Here is a 23,311-nt window from a genome sequence, read left to right on the forward strand (position 1 = left end):
GGGTCTCTTAGCTGCTGTGTCTCTCGCGATGCCAGACATACAGACCCGCCCCCGCGATCACAAGCGCGCCCAGAATGGTCCAGCCATCCGGGAATTCCCCAAAAAAGACCGCGCTCCAGATCGCGGCAAAGCCAAGGCCGCAATAGGCATAGGGCGCGAGCATCGCCGCCTCTCCCTGTGAAAAGGCGCGGATCAGGCAAAGCTGGCCCAGCGTGCCGAAAAGGACGACGAGCGCGATCATCCCCCAACCTGCCGGGCCGGGCGGCTGCCAGTGGCCGGGGACGATCAGGCTCAGCAACAGCGTGCCGACAAGGCCGGTGTAAAAGAGCGAGGTCCAGACATCCTCGTCCGGTCCGACGCGGCGGGTCAGCAAGGCATAGGTCGAATAGCAGGCGGCAGCACCGAGCGGGAAGAGCGCGGCGGGCTGGAAAAGGTCCGAGCCCGGACGCAGCACGATCAGCGCGCCGGTCAGGGCGAGCGCTATGCCCAGCAGGCGACGGGGACCCAGACGCTCGCCCAGGAACAGGGCAGCGCCCAGGGTGATGAAGACCGGATTGACTGACATCAGCGCGGTGGCATCTGTCAACGGGATGCGGCTGATACCGAGAAAGAAGAAGCCGGTCGCGCACATCAGCATCAGCGAACGCAAGAGTTGCAGGCGCGGATAGGCGGTTCGGATGACCCTGTGCAGGCGCGGCAGCACAAGAAGCAGGACCAGCAGCATCTGTCCGGCATAGCGCGCCCAGAGTGCCGGGATCACGCCGATGAGCGGCGCCAGCGCCTTGACCGTGGCATCCATCAGCGAAAAGCACAGGATGGCGAGAACCATGAAAAGGATGGCCCGACGCGCCGTTGAGGCCATTACGCTCGGGCCCGCGACTGGAGTAGGATGTTGAACATGTGAAGCTGATAGCGCCCGGGTTCGGTTCTGTCCATCACCCAGCGGCCGGGTGCCGGAATTTTGAAAAAATTCCGACCCGGAAAGCGTTTGCTTTCCGACCCGTTTTCCGTGTCGGAAAACGGCCTGCCGGGATCACTCCTCGTTCTCCTCGTCGGGGCTGAGCAATTGCAGGGCGCCGTCATCCTCCAGCCCGCGAATGGCCCCCACGAGGGCGGTCATCGCCGCCTCGCCCTCGCTGCGCTTGACCTTGCCCTTGTCGCGGATCTCGTCGCGCAGGTTGTCGGCCATCCGCGAGGACATGTTGCCAAGCAGGAACTCGGCCACCGTGGCCTCGTCCCCCTCGGTGGCGGCGGCCAGGGCCAGGATCAACTGGTCCTGATCGGCCACGCGCACCACGGCGGGCACGTCGCGCGGTGACAGGCGGGCAGGGATGTCGGTAAAGGTGAACAGGACCTTGCGCACCGAGGAGGCAAAGGTCGCATCCTCTTCGTCCAGTGCCGACATCATCTGGTCGCGCGTGGCGGGTGCGGACTGGTTCAGGATATTGCCCACCCGTTTCTCGGGCCGGTCGGCAAAGGCCAGGATCGGCCGCGCATCCAGCTGCGCGGCCAGCGACCAGCCGATCCGGTCCACTGCCTCGGGCGTCACCCGGCCGGTCTGCGAGATGGCATAGGTGATGCGCCGCGCCACCGGGCCCGGCAATTGCCCAAGCAGCGCCGCCGCCTTGGCGGTGTCGAGTTTCGACAGCAGCACGGCGGCCACCTCGGTGCTTTCGGCCTGGGCGATCTCGGCCAGTTCCTCGGGCGGCAGGGCGCGCAACCGCTGCCAGGGATCGCCCATCTGGCGAACACCGGCCTCACGCCGCAGACGCGCGGCGGTGGTGGCGGCGATCTTGCCGTCCATGGCGCTGAGCGCCCCGGCCAGCCCGTGCGGAAAGCTGAGCCCGATCCCGTCCAGCGCCTCGGCGAATTCCTCGGCCACGGCATCCAGCGTGATCCGGTCGACCAGCCCCATCTGCCCCATCTGCTTGGTCAGCCGGGCCTGCAACTCCTCGGGCAATTCTTCCAGCGGGATTTCCGCCCCCGCATTGAGCAGCAGCCGCACCACCACGGCGGCCTTTTCCAGATTGCTCAATTGCCGGGGCACGCGCCGGGGCGCGTCGGCCACCGGCGGGCCACCCATCCTTGTCGCCGCCGGAGTGTCGTCGAAATCGAACATCTCGGCGTCAAGGGGCATCAGCGCATTGTCGTCCTGCATCTGCCTGCGTCATCCGTCATCAGAGTCGCAGGCAGATTACGGGCCGGGCGGTAAAGAAAGGCTGAACTCAGTAGCTGTAGGTCAGCCCGCTGCGGATCGCCTCGCGCAGCGACACCTCGGCCCAGCTGCCTTCCCCACCGCGCGCGGTGATCTCGCGCCACTGGGCGATGGCCAGATCGGTCTTGCCCGCCTCGACAAAGCCCTGACCCATATAGCTGCGCGCCAGGATATTGTCGGGATTGGCCGCGATCGCCGCCTGATAATAAAAGGCCGCGCGGTCCAAATCGCCCAGCTTGCGATGGGTGAAGCCCCAATAGGTCAGCACGCGGTCGTCACTCTGATCCGGCATCGCCGCCAGCACACCCTGCGCATCGGCGGGCCGCCCGGCATAGGCCAGCTCGCGTACCGCGCTATACAGCGTATCGGCATCCAGGCCGGAGTTCTTGGGCGCCACGCAACGCTTTTTCTTGTCGTCCCAGACCTTGACCCCTTTGCATTCCTTGGTGGTCTGGGTCTCCTTGGGCGGATTGGTCCAGGTGCTGCCACCGGTACTGTCGCCACCCGCGGCAAAGGCGCCAAGCGGCAGGGTCAGACCCAGGGCAAGAAGGGACGGGAAACGCATGAGGGAAACTCCGGTAACAGATGTGGGGTGGGTCGCAGAAATCTTGCGGGCGCCCTGACAAGCGCCCGGATCGCCCGGCCGGATCGGCGCGGGTCAGCTGTTGATCACCTCGACACAGGCTTGCGAGGCGGCGTCCCATTGCATGCCCGGGGCGCAGGATTGGGTCTGTTCATGGCCGCGGCTGGAACAGCCCATCGCCAACGAGGCAACCGGCACCAGGGCCAGCGCAGCGGCACAGCATATCGTCCTGAGGGTCATGATCTCTCCTCCCGTTGATATTGGAGAGGAGTGTAGCGCAGAGCCCCCCTTGCGCAAAGGGGGCTCACGCCGTTGTGTCAGTGGTTATGTCCGTCTGGGCGGTCAGTTGCCAAAAACACGGGCAAAGATCGTGTCGACATGTTTGGTGTGATAGCCCATGTCGAACTTCTCGTTGATGGCGTCCTCGCCCAGCGCGGCGACAACGTCGGCATCGGCGAGCAACTGCTCGCGGAAATCGACCCGCTCTTCCCAGACCTTGAGCGCATTGCGCTGCACCATCGTATAGGCGTCCTCGCGGCTGACACCGGCCTGGGTGAGGGCCAGCAGCACCCGCTGGGACATCACCAGACCGGGGAACTTGTTCATGTTTTCCAGCATGTTGTCGGGAAAGATCAGCATCTTGTCGACCACACCGGCCAGACGGTGCAGGGCGAAATCCAGCGTCACGGTGGCGTCGGGGCCGATGCCGCGTTCGACCGAGGAATGCGAGATGTCGCGTTCATGCCAGAGCGCCACGTTTTCCATCGCCGGGATCACCGCCATGCGGACCAGACGCGCCAGACCGGTCAGGTTCTCGGTCAGCACCGGGTTCTTCTTGTGCGGCATCGCCGAGGAGCCTTTCTGACCCATCGAGAAGAACTCGGCGCCCTCCAGCACTTCGGTGCGCTGCATGTGGCGGATCTCGATGGCGATATTCTCGATCGAGGACGCAATAACGCCCAGCGTGGCAAAGAACATGGCGTGGCGGTCACGCGGGATGACCTGGGTGCTGATCGGCTCGGGTCGCAGGCCCAGCTTGGCGCAGACATGCTCTTCGACCGCCGGGTCGATATTGGCGAATGTTCCAACCGCGCCCGAGATGGCCCCGGTGGCGACCTCCCAGCGGGCCTTTTCCAGCCGGTTCTTGTTGCGATCCATCTCGGCATAGAAGCGGGCGAAGGTCAGGCCCATGGTGGTGGGTTCGGCATGGATGCCGTGGCTGCGGCCCACCCGCACGGTATCCTTGTGCTCGTATGCGCGTTTCTTGAGCGCGGCGAGCACCTTGTCCATCCCCACCAGCAGCAGGTCGGCGGCCCGGACCAGTTGCACGTTCAGGCAGGTATCCAGCACGTCCGAACTGGTCATGCCCTGATGCACGAAACGCGCCTCTTCGCTGCCGACATGTTCGGCCAGATGGGTGAGAAAGGCGATGACGTCATGTTTGGTGACCGCCTCGATCTCGTCGATGCGGGCGACGTCGAATTCCACATCCTTGGCTTTCCACACGGCCTCGGCGTTTTCCCGCGGGATCACGCCCAGATCGGCCATCGCGTCACAGGCATGCGCCTCGATCTCGTACCAGATCTTGAACTTGGTCTCGGGCGACCAGATTGCAACCATCTCGGGGCGGGAGTAGCGGGGGATCATTGGCAGCGACACCTTTTTGTGATTGGCAGGACCTGTTGGCGCGGGTCATAGACCCAGCCGCATCGCGGGACAAGGCAGGAGCATAAATATGAGACGGTTTGCCCTGATTTTGGCGGCTCTGCCCATTGGGGCGGCAGCAGACGAGTTCATGCCGCTGGCCGGAGACGAGATCCGCGCCGCGCTGGAGGGGCGGGTGCTGGTCTATGAAGGCGGCGCGCGGCAGAGCTTTGACGCCTCGGGCGGGACGGTCTATGTGACCGACCGGCCGAGCCAGGGCCGGTGGAGTCTGCGCGGCGATCTTTTCTGCTCGCTCTGGCCGCCCTCGGATCTCTGGGCCTGTTACACGGTGGCCAGCGACGGCGAGAGGGTCCGATTTGTCGGGCAGGGGGGCGATATCACCGACGGGACCTATGCCCAATGACCCTGCCGCGGGACATTGCAGAATTCGAGGGCGACTGGCTGCTGGATCGCGTCATCGACGACCGTTTGACGGGGCAGAAACTGCGCGCCGAAGGGGGCGCGACGCTGCGCCGCAGCGAGGGCGGGCTGACTTATGACGAGCAGGTGACACTGTTCATGCCCGGCCAACCGCCGTTTCACGGCACCCGCCGCTATCTGTGGCGTCCCGGTCCGGGTGGCATCGCCATCCACTTCGAAGACGGCAGGTTTTTCCACCACTTAACCTTGGGTCAAGTGGCGCCGGGAGATCACCATGACTGCCCGCCCGACAGTTATGACGCGGGCTATGACTTTGCGCGCTGGCCGCTGTGGCGGGTGCGCTGGACGGTCAAGGGGCCGCGCAAGGATTACGAGATGGTCACCGATTTTCGGCGGCGATAGCGTAAACGTCTTGCGGCGCGCGCGCGGACAGGGCATTTCTGTGTGCCAATACCTGTCTGAACTGGGAGACAACCGAATGAGCATGACTGTTCTGGCCGATGCAATCGGCCCGCGCGAAGGCACCGCGCGTCTGGCAAAGCAAGCGGTTCTGGTGGTGCTGGGCATCGCCGCGCTGGCCATCGCCGCCAAGATCAAGGTGCCGATGTGGCCGGTGCCGATCACCATGGGCACCTTTGCCGTGCTGACGCTGGGCACCGCCTATGGCGCGCGGCTGGGTCTGGTGACCATGCTGGGTTATCTGCTGGTGGGCGCGCTGGGCTTTGACGTCTTCGCCACCTCTTCGGCCGAGAAATTCGGGCTGACCTATATGATGGGCGGCACCGGCGGCTATCTGGTGGGCTACCTGATGGCTACGGTGATGCTGGGCGCGCTGGCCGCGCGCGGCTGGGATCGGTCGTTTGGCAAGATGGCGCTGGCGCTGGTGCTGGCCAACGTGCTGATCTATGTGCCGGGCCTGTTGTGGCTGGGCCAGCTTTATGGCTGGGACAAACCGATCCTTCAGTGGGGCCTGACCCCGTTCCTGGTGGGCGACGCGCTGAAACTGGTGCTGGCCGCCGTGCTGATCCCCGGCCTGTGGAAACTTGTGGGCAACGCCCGCGGCTGATCCCGCCCGATACCTTTTGCAAAGGCCCGGACACATTGTCCGGGCCTTTTTCGTTGCCTTTGCGGGATATGGTATGGACACTGGAACCATCGCGATCAGGAAAGATGTTTGCCATGCCAAAGAGTTTCGCCCCCTTGCGCGCGCTGGCCTTGGCGCTGGCAGCAAGCCTGCTGCCCTTGCCAGCCACAGCTGACATGCCGCTCACCTATGTTTCTGACGGCAGGGCGCTGTTTCACCTCAGCGCGCCGGATTTCTGGCAGGTCCGCAGCGGTGGTCCGCGGGCGCTGACCCCGCCGGGGTCGGACGAGGCGCGGCTGATCAACCGGGTGATCGGGTTCGAGCCCGAAGCCGAGCCGGGCGTCTGGGTCGGTTTCATGTCGCCCAACGGGGTGTCGACCTTTGCCCAGGCCGAAGACTACCTGCGCAATATCGGCAAATCGGTGGTCAGCGACCCCGAGTTGCGGGAACAAAGCCGCATCCGCATCGGCGGGTTGCCGGCGGCGCGTTATGTCGGCACCGGGCGACGCGATGGAAATGCGGTCGCGTTCACCGCGGTTCTGGTCGATCTGCCAGGCAGCCGCGTGGCGATTTCCCTGGCCGTGGTCGAGATGGGCGCCCGGCCCGAACTGGTCGAGGATATCAATTCAATCTACGCCTCGTTCCGGGCGGCAAACTAGGAGGATGGCCATGCGCTTAGCAAAACTCACCCTCTCGGCCGGTCTCGTTGTCGCGGTTCTGGGCCTTGCGGGGTGTGATCCGACCGCGACCGGCAGCAACTCGGTCTATTACGACTCGATGCTGTGGAACGACTACTATTACGGCTATCCGCGTCCGCCCCGGCCGGACCGTCCGCGCCCGGAGCACCCGATCGCGCGCCCACCGGCAAAACCGGTTCCGCCGATCGCCCGGCCGCCGGTGGCACGACCACCGATCCACCGGCCGCCCGTGGCCCGCCCGATGCCCGCCCGCCTTTAGTGAGGCGCGTCAGGACCCGGAGGTCAGGCGTGTGACGATGCGTGCCGCGCCTTCGAGGGTGCGGTGAACCGGGCATTTGTCGGCGATCTCCAGCAGCTTGGCCCGTTGCGTTTCACTCAACGGGCCTTCAAGCGTGATAACCCGGGTGAACGCGTCGATCTTGCCGCTGGCACCGGTATCGGCGTCCTGGGCATGCACCTTGTCATGGCAGACATCGACATTGATCCCGGTCAGGGGCCATTCCTTGCGCTGCGCATACATGCGGATGGTCATCGAGGTACAGGCGCCAAGGCCCGCCGAGACGAAACCATAGGGCGACATGCCCCGGTTGGTGCCGCCATAGGACAGCGGTTCGTCCGCCTGGGTGTGGTGATCGGGACCGGACTGTACATCCTGCAGGAACCCGCTCGCGGACACTTCGGTGACGCGCACCACGCCCTCGGGTGCGCCAGGCGGCGGCGCAGGTGGCGACAGGCTCACATAGCGGCCGACCCAGGCGGCGATCACATCGGCGGCATACTCGGCATCCTGCGCTCGGCTGATCAGGTGATCGGCATCGTCCAGCGTGACAAAGCTCTTGGGATGTTTCGCGGCCATGAAGATCCGGGCGGCATTGTCTATGCTCACCGTCTCGTCACGCGGCGCGTGCAGCACCAGCAGCGCGGCGTGCAGCTCGGCGATGGCCGGTTGCAGCGCGCTCTCGGCGATATCCTCGACAAACTGCCGCCCGATGCGGAACGGCCGCCCGCCCAAACAGACTTCGGCCGCGCCCTCGGCCCGGATGCGGGGCAGGGCATCCTCGAAATGATGCGCCACATGGCCCGGATCGGCGGGGGCGCCAATGGTCACCACGGCGCGGACCGAGGCGATCCGCGCCCGTGCGCGCAGTACAGCAGCCCCGCCCAGCGAATGCCCGATCAACAGCGCCGGCGCCATGTCGCGCCCGGCCAGATAGGTGGCGGCAGCCACCAGATCATCGACATTCGAGGTGAATGTCGTGTTGGCAAACTCGCCCTCGGAATGGCCCAGACCGGTAAAGTCGAAGCGCAGCACCGCGATCCCCATCGCCGCCAGCCGCGCCGCGATCCGGCGGGCGGCGGGAATGTCCTTGGAACAGGTAAAGCAATGGGCAAACAGCGCCGTGGCCAGCACTGGCCCCTCCGGCAGGTCCAGCCGGGCGGCCAGTTGACTGCCGTCGTGACCGGCAAAGGTGATCCGTTCGGTAGGCATGGGGTCACTCCTGATGGCTTTGCACCAGAGTGGGCAGGACCGCCCCCCGCCACAACCCTCATGTCAAACGCCTCACGCGGAGGTGACGCGCCGATATGGGTTTCTTCTGTTCGGAAATACCTCGGGGAGCGCGAGGGGCAGCGCCCCTCGCATCGGTCGCCGGGCCGCAGGCGCGGCGAAATCCCTTGTCAGTCCGCGCCCATCAGCGCCGGATCGAACGGGTAGGTGGTCAGGTTCTCGTACCCGTCCTCGGTGATCAGCACCTGATCTTCCAGCTTGATCGAGAAATCGCCGCCCACCTCGCCGACACAGGCCTCGACACACAGGACCATGCCCGGCTCCAGCGGATAGTCATAGGCACCCGCCACCGCCTTGTCGGGATAGGCGACCAGCGGCCACTCGTCACACAGGCCCACCCCATGCATCAGACAGCCGTATTTCTGCGCCTGATACCTGTCGTCCAGCCGGTGGCAATTGGCGGTCAGTTCCGGGATCATCACGCCGGGTTTCAGCATCTCCATATTGGTCATGATATGCTCATGCGCGTGCCGCATGGCATAGATCATGTCCGGGCGCGGCGCGCGGTCGCCGATCCACCACGTGCGGCTGATGTCGATGCACATGCCGTAGGACCCGATCAGATCGGTATCAAAGGCGATGATCTCGTTTTTCTGCGTGATGCGCGGCCCGCATTCCTGGAACCAGGGATTGGTGCGCTGCCCCGAGGCCAGCAGCCGGGTCTCGATCCACTCGCCACCGCGCCGGATGTTCTCGGCATGCAGCACCGCCCAGATGTCGTCCTCGCTGGTCCTGCCGTCGCCGACATTGGCGCGGGCGAACCGCTCCATTTCGGCGATGGCGCTTTCACAGGCGTGATGGGCGCAGCGCATGGCAAGGATCTCGTCAGGCCCCTTGATGGCGCGGGTCTTTTCGGTGACCTCCTCGCCCTCCATGATCTCGAACCCCTGCGCCTCGAGCGCGCGCAGCCCGTGCAGCATGATCTTGTCGACCGCCAGCCGCTTGTTGCCGCCGGAATGCTCCTCGATCAGCACCCGCACCTCGTTCGAGAACACATCCGCCGCCACATCCACCTTGTCGCCCCGGTCGAAATAGAACAGGTCCGCGCCCGAGCGCTGTTCGCGCACCAGCGGGTTGAACGTGCTGAGGAAGGGCGAATTCTTGTAATCCCAGATCACCATGTAGCCATCGGCACAGAGCAGCACCGCGCGGAACGGGTTGTGGGTGTTCCACAGCTGCATGTTGGTCGAGTCGGTCGCATAGCGGATGTTGAGCGGGTCGAACATCAACAGGCCACCATAGCCCCGCTCGACAATGGCGCGGGTCAGGCGTTTCCAGCGATGTTCGCGCATCCGGGTCAGGTCGGGCAGGTCCAGTCCCGCCTGTGCCCATTCGGCAAAGGCCAGCTGGGTCGGCCCGATCTCGATCCGATCGTTGTCATTGGGACTGCCGTCACCCAGCGTGGCGCCCCGACTGGGGTCGATCTTGCGGGTATCGCGGTAATGCTGGGTCATTGGGGCCTCCCTTGTCATGCTGATCCCAACTGTGGCCGGGGCCAAGGGGGTGAGTCGCATCCTTTCGCGACGGGTGTTCGTGTCGTTTTTGGCCTGTTTCCGTCGCCAAGGCGATGCTAGGCCGGGCACATGACCGAGATCCTGCAAACCCGCCTGCCATATGATATCCACAGCCCCCGGCCATTGCCGGGTATCGCGCCGCTGCAAATGGAGGATTGGTTGCACCGGGACGAGGCCTTTGCCGGGCAGATGGCCCAGCGCGCGGCACTGCTGGCCGAGAGGCCGGGCGCGGTGCTGGCGCTGGACGAAGGGGCGCGACCGGCGGCGGTCGAATTGCTCGACCTGGTGCAGGGGCTGGCCTATCCCGGCTCGGGCGACCGGGTCACCCGGCCCGATGGCGTTACGGTCAGCATCGACCGCGCCGATCCGCTGCGCAGCCTGGGCCAGCTGGTGCAGGAGGATTTCTGCATCCTCGAAAAGCGCGGCGACGAACATGTGTTGACAGGGGCTGTCCTGTGCTTTCCGGCCAGCTGGACGCTGGCCGAGAAATTCATGCACCCCTTGATCGCCATCCACGAGCCTGTGGGCAGCTATGATGCGGGGGTCGCGCGGCGGGTGCAGCGGCTGTTCGACGGGGTGCAGGTGGGGCGGCCCCTGTGGCGGTTCAACGCGCTCTGGTATGCAGATGCCGAGCTGCACCAGCCACGCAGCATCCATGACCGCCGCAGCGCGCCGGTACCGGCGGATGCGGGATATCTGCGCAGCGAGCGGCAATGCATCCTGCGCTTGCCGGAAACGCGCGCGGTGGTCTTTTCGATCCATACCTATGTGCTGGCACGCCGCGACGTACCGGCTGTGCCCGCCTGAGAGGCCAACGCCCCGCCGTTTGGGCGGGGCAGGTCGGTTTCGGGAAAGGTTCAGACCGGCAAGAGCGACAGCACGCTGGCCATGGCGCCCGAGCTTTGCATGAACACCAGCGCCGCGGTCAGCGAAAGGACCTGCGTGTTCAGGCGGAAATCCTCGCCGCGGATCAGGTTGACAGCGGCAAGCGAGGCCGCGACCGGCGCCGAGACGAAGGCCAGACAGCCGGTCATGCCCCAGCTGGCGAGCCGCCGGATATCGGTCTGTGCCCGTTCCTCGGGGCTGAGCCCGTCCAATTCGTCGGGTCGCGGGTCGCTGCGAAAGGCCAGCGCCAGCGCCTCTTGGTCGGTGAGCGCGACCAGACCGGTTTCGCCCTGATGGGCGTATTGCCCCATGATCCGGTCATAGCGACTTGCCAGATCCGGCGCGGTGTCGTCGATCGGTGCGAACCGTTCACCCTGATGATACAGGATTTGCTGGCGGCCGCGCACCCGGCGGGGCGAGACATTGGAAAACGCGCCCAGGAACTGGTCTATCGTCAGGCGGACATCGGGGTCGAGCCACTCGATCAGTTCGCTGGTATAGAGATCCACCATCCGGTAGAGCATCACCACCAACATCAGCTCGGTCACGTCGCGGTCATCGGTCTGCTCGGAAACCGGCGTGACCGAAATCACCAGACGGTTGCGGACCCGCTCCTTGCTCTCGTGCAGGCGGCGGTTCAAACCCGCCACCGCATCGACCCGACGGGCGCGAGAGCCATCCTCGACCGCGGTTTCCATCGACAATCTGACCAGGTACTGACTGGACAGAATGCGCGCTTCATGCGTGTTCAACAGCGACTGCCGTTCGACCGCATGGCCGTAATCTTCTAGCGTGGCGGTTACGATCCGGCTGAACCGGTCCATCGCGCCATCCTCGTTACCCAGGAACACCAGTCCACCGTGATACGTGCCTGTTTGTGCCACAGCGACTTCCTCCATTGCAAGTTGTGCCAAGGATCAAGCTAGAGGCGTATGGTGGAAAAAATGGGGCCGAAAAAGCGTCATCACGAGGCAATTCAACAAATTTTCCGCGATTGATGAGCGCCCGGAAACTAAGAATACCCCTAAAAAATCAGTAAAAGTGGCGACTTTCTGTCCACCCGATGGCATCGCGGTGACGCGATGCAACTTCTAGCTGTCGATTCGCCGGGCCATGATCGCAATTGCCTGTTGATAGACCGAGGCGGCATTCCACTGTTTTATCACGGCAAAGTTCGGCTCTCCCGGCTGGTAGCCCTGACCGGGGCGCCACCCCTTCTGTCGCAGGAAGTTCGCTGTAGAGGCGAGTGCGTCGGTCATGTCATAGAAATCGACCCGCCCGTCGCCGGTGGCATCCACCCCATAGGCCAGCGCATTGCCCGGCAGAAACTGGGTATGGCCCAACTCTCCATGCTTGGCTCCCTTGGTCGCGCCGGTGATGGCGCGGCGGTCCACCAGTTCCAGCGCCGCCAGCGCATGCGGGACAAAGAAATCGGACCGGCGGCAGTCATAGGCCAGCGTGGTGATGGCCGAGACGACCGCGCTGTCACCCATGAAGGAGCCAAAGGCGGTCTCCATCCCGTGCAGTGCGATCAGGATACCGGCGGGCACGCCATATTGCCGTTCCAGCGCGGCATAGAATTCGGGATTGCGCGCCTTGCGCTTGCGGCCCTGGGCGACGATCGTATCGGCGCCGCGCACCTGCATGAACTTTTCGAGCGAGTATTTGAAGCTTTTCTGATTTCGGTCGGCGGCGATGGTGCGGGTGGCATAGCGGGCCTGCGCCAGCGCCTCGAGCCCGCGCTTGCCAACGCCCTGTCGGCGGGCCACTTGGGCGAACTCGGCCTTCCAGGCCTCGAACCCGGCACCGGTATTGCCGCAGGTCAGGGCAGCGCCCGCCGAGGGGAGCTGCGAGAGCATCAACGTCAGAAGGATCGGGCGGAAATAGGGAACCATGATATCGCTCTGCAAAGGGTCAAGGCACAGTTGGTGCAAGAAGGAACATCGCTTTCAGCGCGGCACCCGGTTCGACACCGGGCAGGGTTTCACGGAAAACGCGGTCGATGGTGCCGTCGGCATACATCTCAGACAGCAACGTATCGATGAGAAGCCGGAAATCGCTGTCGCCGCGGGGCAGGGCCAGCGCCTGTTTCTCGATCGTCAGGATCTCGTCCAGAAGCTGGAACTTCTCGCCCATATTGCCGGAGACATAGTTGAAGATCAGGATGGATTGATCGGCGAAATAGGCGTCAAGCGCACCGTCGTTCAGCGCCTTGAAGCCGGCATTGTGATCGGCGAAGCGCTCGAACCGAGCCTCTAGCCCGGCGGCCTCGAACGAGTTCAGCACGGCTTGTTCGGTCGTTGTGTCGGCGCGAAAGCCTATGGTCTTGCCCGCCAGATCGGACAGGTGAGCACCTTCACCGCGGCGGGTTATGACAGACGTCCCATCGACATAGATCGGGATCGAGAAATCGACGGACTTCTGGCGTTCCAGCGTCACGGTGGCTGCGCCGCAGAGCATGTCGATGTCGCCCTTGGCAAGCCGTTCGAAACGGTCCGAGGCAGAGACCGGGACAAAACCGGCCTTCAGTTCAGCCAGATCAAGCCGGTTGGCCATGGCCTGTGCCAGCCGGCCGCACAACTGGGGCGTATAGCCCGCAGGCCGCCCTTCGGCATCGGCAAAGGAGAGTGGCGCTGCGTCGACGCGGAACCCGATATTGATCTGTCCGGTGTCGCGAATGCGTTCGATCGTCTGGGCCGCAACGGCGCCGGTAGTCAGGGCAAGCGCCAGGGTCAAAGCAAGAAGCCGCATGAATAGTCCTTTGTCAGCAATGTGAAGCCAGACTAGCCGGGCTGGGGCGCACCTCAAAGGGGAATATCGGACCGGTCCGGGTCAAAAGACGCGATCGTGCTCGGCACAGGCGGTCGGTCCTCCAAAAAAGGAAGGGGCGCCCGAAAGGCGCCCCCCGATTTGCGTACAGACCGCGATCAGCAGCTGTAGTACATGCCGAATTCCACCGGGTGCGGGGTGTGTTCGTACTTGTGGACCTCTTCCATCTTCAGCTCGATATAGCCTTCGATCTGGTCCTTGGTGAACACGTCGCCCTGCAGCAGGAAGTCGTGATCGGCAGCCAGGCATTCCAGCGCCTCGCGGAGCGAACCGCAGACGGTGGGGATGTCGGCCAGTTCCTCGGCGGGCAGGTCGTAGAGGTTCTTGTCCATCGCCTCGCCCGGATCGATCTTGTTCTTGATGCCGTCAAGACCGGCCATCAGCAGCGCGGCAAAGCAAAGGTAGGGGTTTGCCGACGGATCGGGGAAGCGGGCCTCGACGCGCTTGGCCTTGGGGCTTTCGGTCCACGGAATACGCACGCAGCCCGAGCGGTTGCGGGCCGAATAGGCGCGCAGGACGGGGGCCTCGAAACCGGGGATCAGGCGCTTGTAGCTGTTGGTGCCCGGGTTGGTGAACGCGTTCAGCGTCTTGGCGTGCTTGAGGATGCCACCGATGAAATACAGCGCTTCCTGGCTCAGATCGGCATATTTGTCACCGGCAAACAGCGGCTTGCCGTCTTTCCAGATCGACATGTTCACGTGCATGCCCGAGCCGTTGTCGCCATAGATCGGCTTCGGCATGAAGGTTGCCGACTTGCCATAGGCGTGGGCCACGTTGTGGATCACGTATTTGTATTTCTGGATCTCGTCAGCCTGCTTGGTCAGCGTGCCGAAGATCAGGCCCAGTTCGTGCTGGCACGAGGCCACTTCGTGGTGGTGCTTGTCCACCTTCATGCCCATGCGCTTCATGGTCGAGAGCATCTCAGACCGCAGGTCCTGCGCCTCGTCGGTCGGGTTGACCGGGAAATAGCCGCCCTTCAGGCCGGGGCGGTGACCCATGTTGCCGGTCTCGAACTCGGCATCGGTGTTCCACGAGGCGTCGGTTGCGTCGACCTCGTAGGAGACCTTGTTGATGGTGTTCGAATAGCGCACGTCGTCGAACAGGAAGAATTCGGCCTCGGGGCCCATATAGGCCACATCGCCGATGCCCGATGCCTTCAGATAGGCCTCGGCCTTGACGGCGGTGCCGCGCGGGTCGCGGTCATAGGCCTCTCCGGTGTCGGGCTCGACCACCGAGCAATGAATGCAGATGGTCTTTTCCGCGTAGAACGGATCGACATAGGCACTTTCGGTGTCGGGCATCAGTTTCATGTCCGAGGCTTCGATCGACTTCCAGCCGGCAATCGACGAGCCGTCGAACATGAAACCTTCTTCCAGGAAGTCCTCGTCGACCAGATCGGCGATGATCGTCACGTGCTGCAGCTTGCCGCGCGGGTCGGTGAAGCGGATGTCGACATATTCGGCACCCTCGTCCTTGATCAGCTGAAGAACTGCGTCCTTGCTCATACTCTCTTGTCCTCTGCTAGAGTGTGTTCGGGTCAAAGCGCGTCCGAACCGGTCTCGCCGGTACGGATGCGGATGGCTTGTTCGATGGTCGAGACAAAGATCTTGCCGTCGCCGATCTTGTCGGTCTTGGCGGCGCCCACGATGGCCTCGATGGCGGCGTCGACCTGGTCGTCGTCCAGCACCACTTCGAGTTTCACCTTGGGCAGGAAATCGACCACATATTCAGCACCGCGATAGAGCTCGGTATGGCCTTTCTGACGGCCAAAACCCTTGACCTCGACCACGCTGAGGCCCTGGACGCCGATATCCTGCAGCGCCTCTTTGACCTCGTCCAGCTTGAACGGTTTGATGATCGCTTCGATCTTCTTCATCGCGGTGCTCCTTGCAAGCTTGTCAGCCCGCCTCAGATCACGTCTAAGCTGGAGGCTCAACGCGAATGCGAAACCGGCCGGGCCGCACTGCGGCAATTTTGGGCGACAGGTGAAAATTTGTGCAGAATGCACAAGGATTGTGCAGAAGTGAATCGGCAAAGGGGCAGGGCATGACCGAACTGCTGACCGCGGCGCAGATGCGGGCCATCGAACAGGCGGCAATCGCCTCGGGCGAGGTGACCGGGCTGGAGTTGATGGAGCGCGCCGGGCGCGGCGTGGTCGAAGCGATTTTCGAGGAATGGCCGGAACTGGCAGAAGAGCGGGGGCCAGCCCCCGCACCCCCGGGATATTTGCAGCAAGAGGAAAGGGCGAGGCGCGCGGTGGTCCTGTGCGGGCCTGGCAACAATGGCGGCGACGGGTTCGTGGTGGCGCGGCTGTTGCACGAGCGCGTTTGGGAGGTGGAGGTGTTTCTTTATGGCGACCCCGATAAGCTGCCGCCGGATGCACGGGTGAATTACGAGCGGTGGCGGGTGCAGGGGGAGGTTCAGGCTTATGCGAAGTTTGATCCAGAGAACTGGAATTGGCAAACCGGAGAGGTTGGAGAGGTCGATCTCATAGTAGATGCGGTTTTTGGCACTGGGCTGGTTCGACCGCTCGGCAGCGAGATGTGCCTGCATGAGAAGATCGGTGTGCTCACAACTGAGGTGGTCAACGCGCGTCGCGTGGCGATTGATCTTCCTTCTGGATTATGTGCCGACAGCGGAAAGCCTCTCATTGATACCCAGGATCAGATAGGGCGTGGGAAGCTGGAATTTGAACTGTCTGTGAGTTTTCATCGCGAGAAAGTCGGGCACCGAGTTTCAGATGGGCCGGCTTTTTGCGGAAAAACAGTGGTGAAAAGCATCGGCTTGGATGACTTGCCATCCAGTCTCGCTGCTACAAGGGAGCTTGCCAGCGAAATTGTGCGCCTGGCGCGACCAAGGCTGTCGGACAAGGCGGCGGAGTCCCACAAGTACACGCACGGCCATGCCCTGATCCTCTCCGGTGGGTCCGGCAAGACCGGCGCGGCGCGGTTGGCAGCGCGCGGCGCGCTGCGGATCGGGGCGGGGCTGGTGACGCTGGGGGTGCCGCCCAGCGCGCAGCAGGAGGTTGCCTGTCAGGTCACCGCGCTGATGCTGGCGCGGGTCGAGGGTGCCGATGGGTTTGCGGCGGTGCTGCGGGATACCCGCCTCAACGCGCTCTGCCTGGGGCCCGGCATGGGCGTCGAACGGGCGCGCGATCTGGTGCCGCTGGCGCTGACCGCCAAACGCGCCACGGTGCTGGATGCCGATGCGCTGACGGCTTTTGCCGACGACCCGGCCGCGTTGTTTGCCCAACTGCACGAGGCTTGCGTCCTGACCCCGCATGGCGGCGAGTTTGCGCGGCTGTTCCCCGATATCGCGAAGAGGCTCCGCGAGGAGCCGAAGAGCGGCCCGGCCTATTCCAAGGTCGATGCCACCCGCGAGGCCGCCAAGCGCGCGGGCTGTGTCGTGCTGTTCAAGGGGCCAGATACGGTAATCGCGGCGCCGGATGGGCGCTGTTCGGTGAACTCGGCCCATTACGAGCGGTCGGCACCATGGCTGGCGACCGCCGGGTCGGGCGACGTGCTGGCGGGCTTCATCACCGGGCTGCTGGCACGCGGGTATGACCCGATGCGGGCGGCCGAGACCGCCGCCTGGTTGCATGTGGAATGCGCGTTGGAATTCGGCCCCGGCCTGATCGCCGAGGACCTGCCGGAGACATTGCCGGCAGTGTTTCGGAAACTGGGCGTCTAAGCGGCGAGGCGGACCGAGGCGGGCAGGCATTGGCCCGCCACTTCCAGCCCGCCTGCGTAGAGCACATGGGGGGCGTCGAAATGCAGCTGGAACAGCGGCATGTCGCGCGGACCCAGGTCGCAGATGAACTCTCCATCCACCAGCGCATCGGCCCGTACCATCGCTTGAGCTGTCCCGAACAAAGCCTGCGCCCGCCAGTCACGGATCAGCACCGGTTGGCCAGCGGGCAGGATCAGGTCGCAGTCCGGGCGGGTGTCGCCCAGTGACCCGGCGGCAAAGCGGATCGCGCGCACGGTCTGACATGCGCGGGTGAGATGACCCAGCGGAACAAAGCCACGGTCGCGGGTGATGATCCGGTCACCGGGGGACAGGAATTCCACCGGCATCTCGCCATCCTGTGTCAGCAGGACGGTGCCGGCCAGGAATCCGGCCTCGGGAACCGGCGCGATATCGGGACTGGGATGCGAGCCTCTGCCCGCAGCACGGACTGCCGCTTTTGCGTTCATGATGGATCACCTTGGTCTGCTCGTTATTTTTGCTGGTCAGAATATGGCAAAACCGTGAACTTGTCGCGGCGATTTGCTGCCGATTTTAGATAAATCCCGGCAAGCGTGCCTTTGCGGCATCGTGACGGAAGCATTCAGATTGCCTCTCGCGCTCGGCTGAAAGCTTTGCTATTCAGCGCGTCACGGTGCCGCTGCGGCGGGTCGTGATTGCGGGTGTGGCGGAATTGGTAGACGCACCAGATTTAGGTTCTGGCGCCGCAAGGCGTGGGGGTTCAAGTCCCTTCACCCGCACCATCTTGTCCCTTTAAAAATATAGGCCCGACCCAATTTCCCCCGAGCGATTGTGCGCCCCGGTGTTTCATAGGTGCACGCGTGCTGCGCCAAGCGGGGGCGTGCCATGCAGGGGTTGCATGGCCGCAGGGCGGTTTTTCGCTTTGCGCGTGATTTCGCCGTTGGGTCATTGCGCGGTAAGCGCTTGTGGTTCCATCGGATCACCACGAACCCTCACGATTCCGTGTTGCGAAAATATCAGCCTCGGCGCGCGTGTCGGCGGGTTCTCTGGAACTGGGAGCCCCTTTTACCATTTGAAGAGGGGTAACGAGCAACCTCCTCGACGGAGACACGATATGACGAGACAGATCAAAACAGCGACAGGTGCTGCGCTGCTGGCCGCGATCACCGCGGTTCCGGCTGCGGCGGAACTGAAATGGGAAAACGCTTCGGGTGGATATGTCCAGATTTACGGGCAGGTCTCGCCCGCCTGGCAGTCGGTCGATGACGGGGTGCAGAGCAAGGATACCTTTGTCGACAACGCCCATTCCAACACCCGCGTCGGTCTGTGGGTGGTGCAGCCCATGTACCAGGGCACGTTCAAGTTCAATCTGGAAACCGCGCTTGGCCTGCGTTCGTCGGGTGGGGTGAGCCAGACCAACACGCCCAAGGGGGCCGATTGGGATCGGACCGACCTGCGCAAGATCGACTTTTCCTATGCCAGCGAGAGCTGGGGCACGATCTATGTGGGACAGGGGTCGATGGCCAGCGACGGCGTCGCGGACATCACGCTGAACAACAACGGCATGACCACGTATAACGGCATCGGCGATTTTGCCGGTAGTTTCCAGTTCCGCACCGCTGCCGGGGCGCTGTCGGGCGTCACCATCGGCTCGGTCAATCCCAGCCTGGATGGCGGGCGCCAGGGGCGCGTGCGCTATGACACGCCCAGTTTCAATGGCTTTACCGTTTCGGTTGCGGCCGGTACCGACGTGCTGACCCCGGGCAATAGCGACAAGTATTACGACATCGCGCTGAAATATGCGGGCGAGTTCGATGGAACCAAGGTCAAGGGTGGCATTGGCTTTTCCCGTCGTGACAGCGGCGGTGTCGACCGCGACGACACCTTTGGCTCGGTCGCGGTCAAGTTCCGGTCGGGGCTGAACTTTGCCGTGGCTGGCGGCAGCCGCGAGAACAGCGGCGACTATACCTATGTTCTGGCCGGGTACGAGACGCAGTTCCTGTCGGTCGGCATGACCTCGTTTGCGATAGATTACTACAACGGTAATGATTTCGGGCTGGCCGGGCGCGAGTCGAAATCTCTGGGGTTGGGCATCAACCAGAATTTCGACAGCATCAACACCCAGGTCTATCTGGGCTACCGCAATCATGAACTGTCCGATCCCGGTACGGCCTATCAGGATGTGGACGCATTCCTGTTCGGCGCGCGCTGGAAATTCTGATCCGGTGTCGAGGGGTTTGCGCCCGTCCGTCCCCGTCAAGGGGTGGGCGGGCGTCACTCTTGTGTGAGATGGGTGCAAAAACGCACATTGCTTTTGCAGAAAGCTGGCATGTTCCGGGGCGCTTTTTTGATTTTCACATGCTGCTCGCGTTCGCGTTACTTCATTATCCATATGTAATAAAAGCATTTTTAATTTTTCTCGAGTCGTGCCGCGTAGCAGCGATGCAACGCGCGGGCCACGGGCCGGGGCGCGCATATGGAACCAAGACCCATCCCCGCCACATCAGAGGGCACGCAACCGCGTTTCATCCATCTGATGGGAAAGAAGATGATCACCACACTCAGAACCACTTCGGCTCTGGCCCTGGCGGCGGCGGCACTGGCCGCGCCCGCATCGGCCCAGCTGCTTTATGAAAACCAGTCCGGCGGTTCGGTCCGGCTGTACGGCCAGTTCAACCCGGCCCTGATCTCGGTCGATGACGGCCAGCAGACCGAGACCCAGATCCGCGACAATGACCTGTCGCGCAGCCGCCTGGGCCTGCGCCTGACGCAGCCCTTTGGCGACAACACCTTCCGGTTCCGGTTCGAGACCGGGCTGGGCCTGCCCAACTCGACCGAGACCAACCAGCTGGGCGACAATTTCAGCGGCTGGACCCGCGACGACCTGCGCCATATCGACTTCTCGCTCGAAGGCGACTGGGGCCGGGTCTCGCTGGGGCAGGGCAGCATGGCGGCCGATGGCATCGCCGAATCCGACCTGTCCTATGTGGGCGTGGCGCTGTATTCGTATCTCGCCGATGCCAACGCGGCCTTCCTGTTCCGCGACACCGCCGGGGTTCTGTCCGGTCCGGCAGTGGGCGATACGCTCGACACGTTCGACGGCTCGCGCCGCGGCCGCATCCGCTATGACAGCCCCGAGATCGCCGGGTTCACCTTCTCGGCCGCATACGGCGAAAACATCCTGAACACCGCCGACCAGTCGGATTACTACGATGCGGCGGTGCGCTATTCGGGCGAGTTCGCGGGCGGCGTGCAGCTGGATGCGGGCCTGGCCTATCAGGTGCGCGACAACAATGGCGTTGATCGTTCGGATGTGGTGGGTTCGGCCTCGGTCCTGCTCCAGAACGGGCTCAGCTTCACCTTTGCGGGCGGCACCCGAGACAACGACGCCGCAGGCGCCAGCGATCCCGATTACCTGTATTTCAAGGTCGCCTATGACGCCGACTGGTTCTCGTTCGGCAAGACCGGCGTCGGTGTGCACTATTATGACGGGTCGGACTTCAACGTCGCGGGCTCCGAGACCAAGGGCTGGGGCGTGGGTATCGCGCAGCGGGTCGAGGCCTATAACACCGACGTTTATTTCACCTATCAGGACTATGAATATGACGACGCGGCCAACAGCTATCAGGACCTCAGCACCATCGTGCTGGGCGCGCGCTGGCGCTTCTGATCGGTTCGTGACCGTTTGACATCGACACGCCCCGGCCGGTCCGGGGCGTGTTTTTTGTCTCATACCACCAATTGCGGGGTCAGCGCGGCACTACCCCCTTGCACCGGCCTCGCGGGACAAATAGAAGGCCACAAATTGTGCATGGCGCGCGCCTCGGTGCGTGCGCCCCGAATCCTATGGGGACTACCATATGCAGGTTACCGAGACGCTGAACGAAGGTCTGAAACGCGGCTACAACATTGTTGTAAGCGCGGCTGAGCTGGACGCCAAGGTCAACGAAAAGCTGGTCGAGGCGCAGCCCGAGATCGAGATGAAGGGCTTTCGCAAGGGCAAGGTGCCCATGGCGCTGCTGAAAAAGCAGTTCGGCCAGCGTCTGCTGGGCGAGGCGATGCAGGAAACCATCGACGGCGCCATGAACAAGCATTTCGAGGACAGCGGCGACCGTCCCGCGCTCCAGCCCGAGGTCAAGATGACCAACGAGGACTGGAAAGAAGGCGACGACGTGCATGTCGAGATGTCCTATGAGGCGCTGCCTGCGATCCCCGAGGTCGACATGAGCGACATCGCGCTGGAGAAGCTGGTGGTCAAGGCCGACGACGCCGCCATCGACGAGGCGCTGGGCAACCTGGCCGAGACTGCGCAGGACTTCAAGGCGCGCCGCAAGGGCTCCAAGGCCAAGGACGGCGACCAGGTCGTGATGGATTTCGTCGGTAAGGTCGACGGCGAAGCGTTTGAAGGCGGTTCGGCCGAGGATTACCCGCTGGTGCTGGGTTCCAACAGCTTCATCCCCGGCTTCGAGGAGCAGCTGGTGGGCGTCAAGGCCGAAGAGGAAAAGGACGTCACCGTCACCTTCCCCGAGGAATACGGTGCCGAGCATCTGGCCGGCAAGGAAGCTGTGTTCACCTGCACCATCAAAGAGGTGAAGGAACCGGTTGCCGCCGAGATCAACGACGAGCTGGCCAAGAAATTCGGCGCCGAGGATCTGGCCGCGCTGAAGGCCCAGATCGCCGAGCGTCTGGAAGCCGAATATGCCGGCGCCTCGCGCGCGGTGATGAAGCGTGGCCTGCTGGACGCGCTGGACGTCAAGGTCTCGTTCGACCTGCCGCCCAGCCTGGTTGAGGCCGAGGCCAAGCAGATCGCGCATCAGCTGTGGCACGAGGACAACCCCGAGGTTCACGATCACAACCACGGTGAGATCGAAGCGACCGAAGAGCACACAAAACTGGCCGAGCGTCGCGTGCGTCTGGGCCTGCTGCTGGCCGAACTGGGCCAGAAGGCCGAAGTCGAGGTCACCGATGCCGAGATGACCCAGGCGATCCTGAGCCAGGCCCGTCAGTATCCGGGGCAGGAGCGTCAGTTCTTTGAATTCGTGCAGAAGAACCCGCAGATGCAGCAGCAGCTGCGCGCGCCGATCTTCGAGGACAAGGTGGTCGACCACATCGTGGCCCAGGCCAAGGTGACCGAGAAAGAGATCAGCAAGGAAGATCTGCAAAAGGCCCTGGAAGAGCTGGACGCGGAATAAACCGCATCCGCCCGGCCTGAAAACTCAAAAAGCCGCCCGAGATTTCGGGCGGCTTTTTTGTCGCGCATATGGTTGGTGTTCGGAGTGGCTCAGGCTTCGCGCGCGACCAGTTTCGGCGTGTCCAGCAGCCCCTGCTTGCGACGCGGGTCAAGCGAGCCTGCCAGCGCCTCGATCAGGCTCTGTACGGCCTTCAACTCCTCCTCGCCCACGGCGGCCTGGATCTGCTCCTTCAGATAGCGTTCCAGCGGAGTGGCGCTGGCCGCGTCCTCGTCGGCCCCGGCATGAGTACGGTTGAACAGGGCCAGTGCTTCGTCATCGCTCAGAAACACGTCATGGGCGATCCCCGCGAACTGGCGGACGCGTTCGACGCGCTCTTCCCCGGTATCGAGAAGGGCGGCCAGCGCCGGTACCTTGCCCATCGGAACGGTCTTGCCGACATAGTCATATGGTGCGTTGTCAGACCGCTTGAGCACCCGGTCCATCACCGGGTCGATCACGGTGACAATGTCGCTGATCCCGGCGCGGCGGGCATATTCCAGAGAGCCGATCATCAGCTCGCAGGTGGCATATGAGACCGAGTTGCGGTCTTTGCCGCGGTTCAGGCGCTGGGTGTCGACACAGAACCGGGTCGATTCCCACATTGTCGCGCTGCGGATCGGCGGTTCGCCGCACAGGATGTCGGAAAACACATCCGCCAGCATGTGCGGGCCGGTGGTCTGAAGCGCCCTGACCGCCGCCACCACGTTTCCGTCATCGTCAAGCCCGACGACATAGGCCGGATCAAGGTGATCGAAACGGTCGATCTCCTTGCCATCCTCGATCGTTACATCCCATCCCAGACGATCACCAAACACTCGGGCACGCAACCGAAACATGTCATCCAGAACTCCATCGAAAAGATGCTTGTTCAAAGCGTCGATCACGATGATCATTTGTTTCCCCCTACGAGTG

The 23,311-nt window shown here is 63.5% G+C and carries 24 protein-coding genes and 1 tRNA gene; 11 read left to right on the forward strand and 14 right to left on the reverse strand.

The window, feature by feature from the left end:
• Positions 1-7: 7 nt before the first annotated feature.
• From AC2FLM_RS21125 to purB, 5 genes are all read right to left on the reverse strand, one after another.
• Positions 8-862 (reverse strand): DMT family transporter, encoded by an 855-nt coding sequence (locus AC2FLM_RS21125; protein WP_496859854.1) that lies wholly within the window; start codon positions 860-862, stop codon positions 8-10.
• Positions 863-1,033: 171 nt separating this feature from the next.
• Entirely contained in the window at positions 1,034-2,083 is a 1,050-nt protein-coding gene (locus AC2FLM_RS21130; RefSeq protein ID WP_496859974.1) for a flagellar motor switch protein FliG, read from the reverse strand.
• A 142-nt stretch (positions 2,084-2,225) separates the two neighbouring features.
• Positions 2,226-2,780 (reverse strand): tetratricopeptide repeat protein, encoded by a 555-nt coding sequence (locus AC2FLM_RS21135; protein ID WP_496859855.1) that lies wholly within the window; start codon positions 2,778-2,780, stop codon positions 2,226-2,228.
• A gap of 93 nt (positions 2,781-2,873) precedes the next feature.
• Entirely contained in the window at positions 2,874-3,038 is a 165-nt protein-coding gene (locus AC2FLM_RS21140; RefSeq protein ID WP_158454173.1) for a hypothetical protein, read from the reverse strand.
• Positions 3,039-3,140: 102 nt separating this feature from the next.
• Complete coding sequence (purB, locus tag AC2FLM_RS21145) at positions 3,141-4,445, reverse strand: adenylosuccinate lyase (protein WP_496859856.1); 1,305 nt, start codon at positions 4,443-4,445, stop codon at positions 3,141-3,143.
• 88 nt (positions 4,446-4,533) lie between these two features.
• On the opposite strand from purB, the gene AC2FLM_RS21150 reads away from it, so the two are divergent.
• The 5 genes from AC2FLM_RS21150 to AC2FLM_RS21170 all read left to right on the forward strand — a co-directional run bounded on the left by AC2FLM_RS21150 (position 4,534) and on the right by AC2FLM_RS21170 (position 6,924).
• A complete protein-coding gene (locus AC2FLM_RS21150) occupies positions 4,534-4,866 on the forward strand; it encodes a hypothetical protein (RefSeq protein ID WP_496859857.1) in 333 nt (110 codons plus the stop codon).
• Complete coding sequence (locus tag AC2FLM_RS21155) at positions 4,863-5,285, forward strand: DUF6314 family protein (protein ID WP_234178110.1); 423 nt, start codon at positions 4,863-4,865, stop codon at positions 5,283-5,285. The genes AC2FLM_RS21150 and AC2FLM_RS21155 overlap by 4 nt, the downstream gene beginning before the upstream one ends.
• Positions 5,286-5,361: 76 nt before the next feature.
• Positions 5,362-5,949 (forward strand): biotin transporter BioY, encoded by a 588-nt coding sequence (locus AC2FLM_RS21160; RefSeq protein ID WP_234143866.1) that lies wholly within the window; start codon positions 5,362-5,364, stop codon positions 5,947-5,949.
• Between the two features lie 113 nt (positions 5,950-6,062).
• Positions 6,063-6,626 (forward strand): hypothetical protein, encoded by a 564-nt coding sequence (locus tag AC2FLM_RS21165; protein WP_234218230.1) that lies wholly within the window; start codon positions 6,063-6,065, stop codon positions 6,624-6,626.
• A 10-nt stretch (positions 6,627-6,636) separates the two neighbouring features.
• Positions 6,637-6,924 carry a hypothetical protein gene (locus AC2FLM_RS21170; RefSeq protein WP_496859858.1) on the forward strand — a complete coding sequence of 96 codons (288 nt, stop codon included), beginning with the start codon at positions 6,637-6,639 and terminating at the stop codon, positions 6,922-6,924.
• Between the two features lie 9 nt (positions 6,925-6,933).
• On the opposite strand, the gene AC2FLM_RS21175 is transcribed toward AC2FLM_RS21170, so the two are convergent.
• On the reverse strand, positions 6,934-8,154 hold the full coding sequence (locus AC2FLM_RS21175; RefSeq protein WP_496859859.1) for a bifunctional alpha/beta hydrolase/OsmC family protein: 1,221 nt from the start codon (positions 8,152-8,154) through the stop codon (positions 6,934-6,936).
• 188 nt (positions 8,155-8,342) lie between these two features.
• Entirely contained in the window at positions 8,343-9,686 is a 1,344-nt protein-coding gene (dddP, locus tag AC2FLM_RS21180; protein WP_496859860.1) for a dimethylsulfonioproprionate lyase DddP, read from the reverse strand.
• A gap of 129 nt (positions 9,687-9,815) precedes the next feature.
• On the opposite strand from dddP, the gene AC2FLM_RS21185 reads away from it, so the two are divergent.
• Positions 9,816-10,553: a heme-dependent oxidative N-demethylase family protein gene (locus AC2FLM_RS21185; protein ID WP_496859861.1), complete on the forward strand. Its 738-nt coding sequence runs from the start codon at positions 9,816-9,818 to the stop codon at positions 10,551-10,553.
• Between the two features lie 50 nt (positions 10,554-10,603).
• Here AC2FLM_RS21185 and AC2FLM_RS21190 read toward each other — a convergent pair whose 3' ends face one another.
• From AC2FLM_RS21190 to AC2FLM_RS21210, 5 genes are all read right to left on the reverse strand, one after another.
• Entirely contained in the window at positions 10,604-11,515 is a 912-nt protein-coding gene (locus AC2FLM_RS21190; protein ID WP_234218226.1) for a hypothetical protein, read from the reverse strand.
• Between the two features lie 207 nt (positions 11,516-11,722).
• The gene (locus AC2FLM_RS21195; RefSeq protein ID WP_430539488.1) at positions 11,723-12,526 is read right to left on the reverse strand and encodes a lytic murein transglycosylase; all 804 of its coding nucleotides are present in this window, start codon (positions 12,524-12,526) and stop codon (positions 11,723-11,725) included.
• Between the two features lie 19 nt (positions 12,527-12,545).
• Positions 12,546-13,382 (reverse strand): amino acid ABC transporter substrate-binding protein, encoded by an 837-nt coding sequence (locus AC2FLM_RS21200; RefSeq protein ID WP_496859862.1) that lies wholly within the window; start codon positions 13,380-13,382, stop codon positions 12,546-12,548.
• Positions 13,383-13,558: 176 nt separating this feature from the next.
• Positions 13,559-14,965 carry a type I glutamate--ammonia ligase gene (gene glnA, locus AC2FLM_RS21205; protein ID WP_234140698.1) on the reverse strand — a complete coding sequence of 469 codons (1,407 nt, stop codon included), beginning with the start codon at positions 14,963-14,965 and terminating at the stop codon, positions 13,559-13,561.
• Positions 14,966-14,997: 32 nt separating this feature from the next.
• On the reverse strand, positions 14,998-15,336 hold the full coding sequence (locus tag AC2FLM_RS21210) for a P-II family nitrogen regulator (RefSeq protein WP_234140699.1): 339 nt from the start codon (positions 15,334-15,336) through the stop codon (positions 14,998-15,000).
• A gap of 170 nt (positions 15,337-15,506) precedes the next feature.
• Here AC2FLM_RS21210 and AC2FLM_RS21215 point away from each other — a divergent pair, with 170 nt between their 5' ends.
• Positions 15,507-17,150 carry an NAD(P)H-hydrate dehydratase gene (locus AC2FLM_RS21215; RefSeq protein ID WP_496859863.1) on the forward strand — a complete coding sequence of 548 codons (1,644 nt, stop codon included), beginning with the start codon at positions 15,507-15,509 and terminating at the stop codon, positions 17,148-17,150.
• Here the strand turns inward: AC2FLM_RS21215 and AC2FLM_RS21220 are convergent.
• Positions 17,147-17,656, reverse strand: coding sequence for a Hint domain-containing protein (locus tag AC2FLM_RS21220; RefSeq protein WP_496859864.1), 510 nt, complete (start codon positions 17,654-17,656; stop codon positions 17,147-17,149). The two genes, AC2FLM_RS21215 and AC2FLM_RS21220, sit on opposite strands and share 4 nt — an antisense overlap.
• Positions 17,657-17,865: 209 nt before the next feature.
• On the opposite strand from AC2FLM_RS21220, the gene AC2FLM_RS21225 reads away from it, so the two are divergent.
• From AC2FLM_RS21225 to tig, 4 genes are all read left to right on the forward strand, one after another.
• A tRNA-Leu gene (locus AC2FLM_RS21225) sits at positions 17,866-17,950 on the forward strand.
• 332 nt (positions 17,951-18,282) lie between these two features.
• Positions 18,283-19,389, forward strand: a complete 1,107-nt coding sequence (locus AC2FLM_RS21230; protein WP_496859865.1) for a porin — start codon at positions 18,283-18,285, stop codon at positions 19,387-19,389.
• A gap of 255 nt (positions 19,390-19,644) precedes the next feature.
• Positions 19,645-20,838: a porin gene (locus tag AC2FLM_RS21235; protein WP_234178117.1), complete on the forward strand. Its 1,194-nt coding sequence runs from the start codon at positions 19,645-19,647 to the stop codon at positions 20,836-20,838.
• 190 nt (positions 20,839-21,028) lie between these two features.
• Positions 21,029-22,360, forward strand: a complete 1,332-nt coding sequence (tig, locus tag AC2FLM_RS21240; RefSeq protein ID WP_496859866.1) for a trigger factor — start codon at positions 21,029-21,031, stop codon at positions 22,358-22,360.
• An 89-nt stretch (positions 22,361-22,449) separates the two neighbouring features.
• On the opposite strand, the gene AC2FLM_RS21245 is transcribed toward tig, so the two are convergent.
• Complete coding sequence (locus AC2FLM_RS21245) at positions 22,450-23,292, reverse strand: acyl-homoserine-lactone synthase (RefSeq protein ID WP_496859867.1); 843 nt, start codon at positions 23,290-23,292, stop codon at positions 22,450-22,452.
• Positions 23,293-23,311 lie beyond the last annotated feature (19 nt).

The organism is Ruegeria sp. SAZD011 (assembly GCF_059612545.1).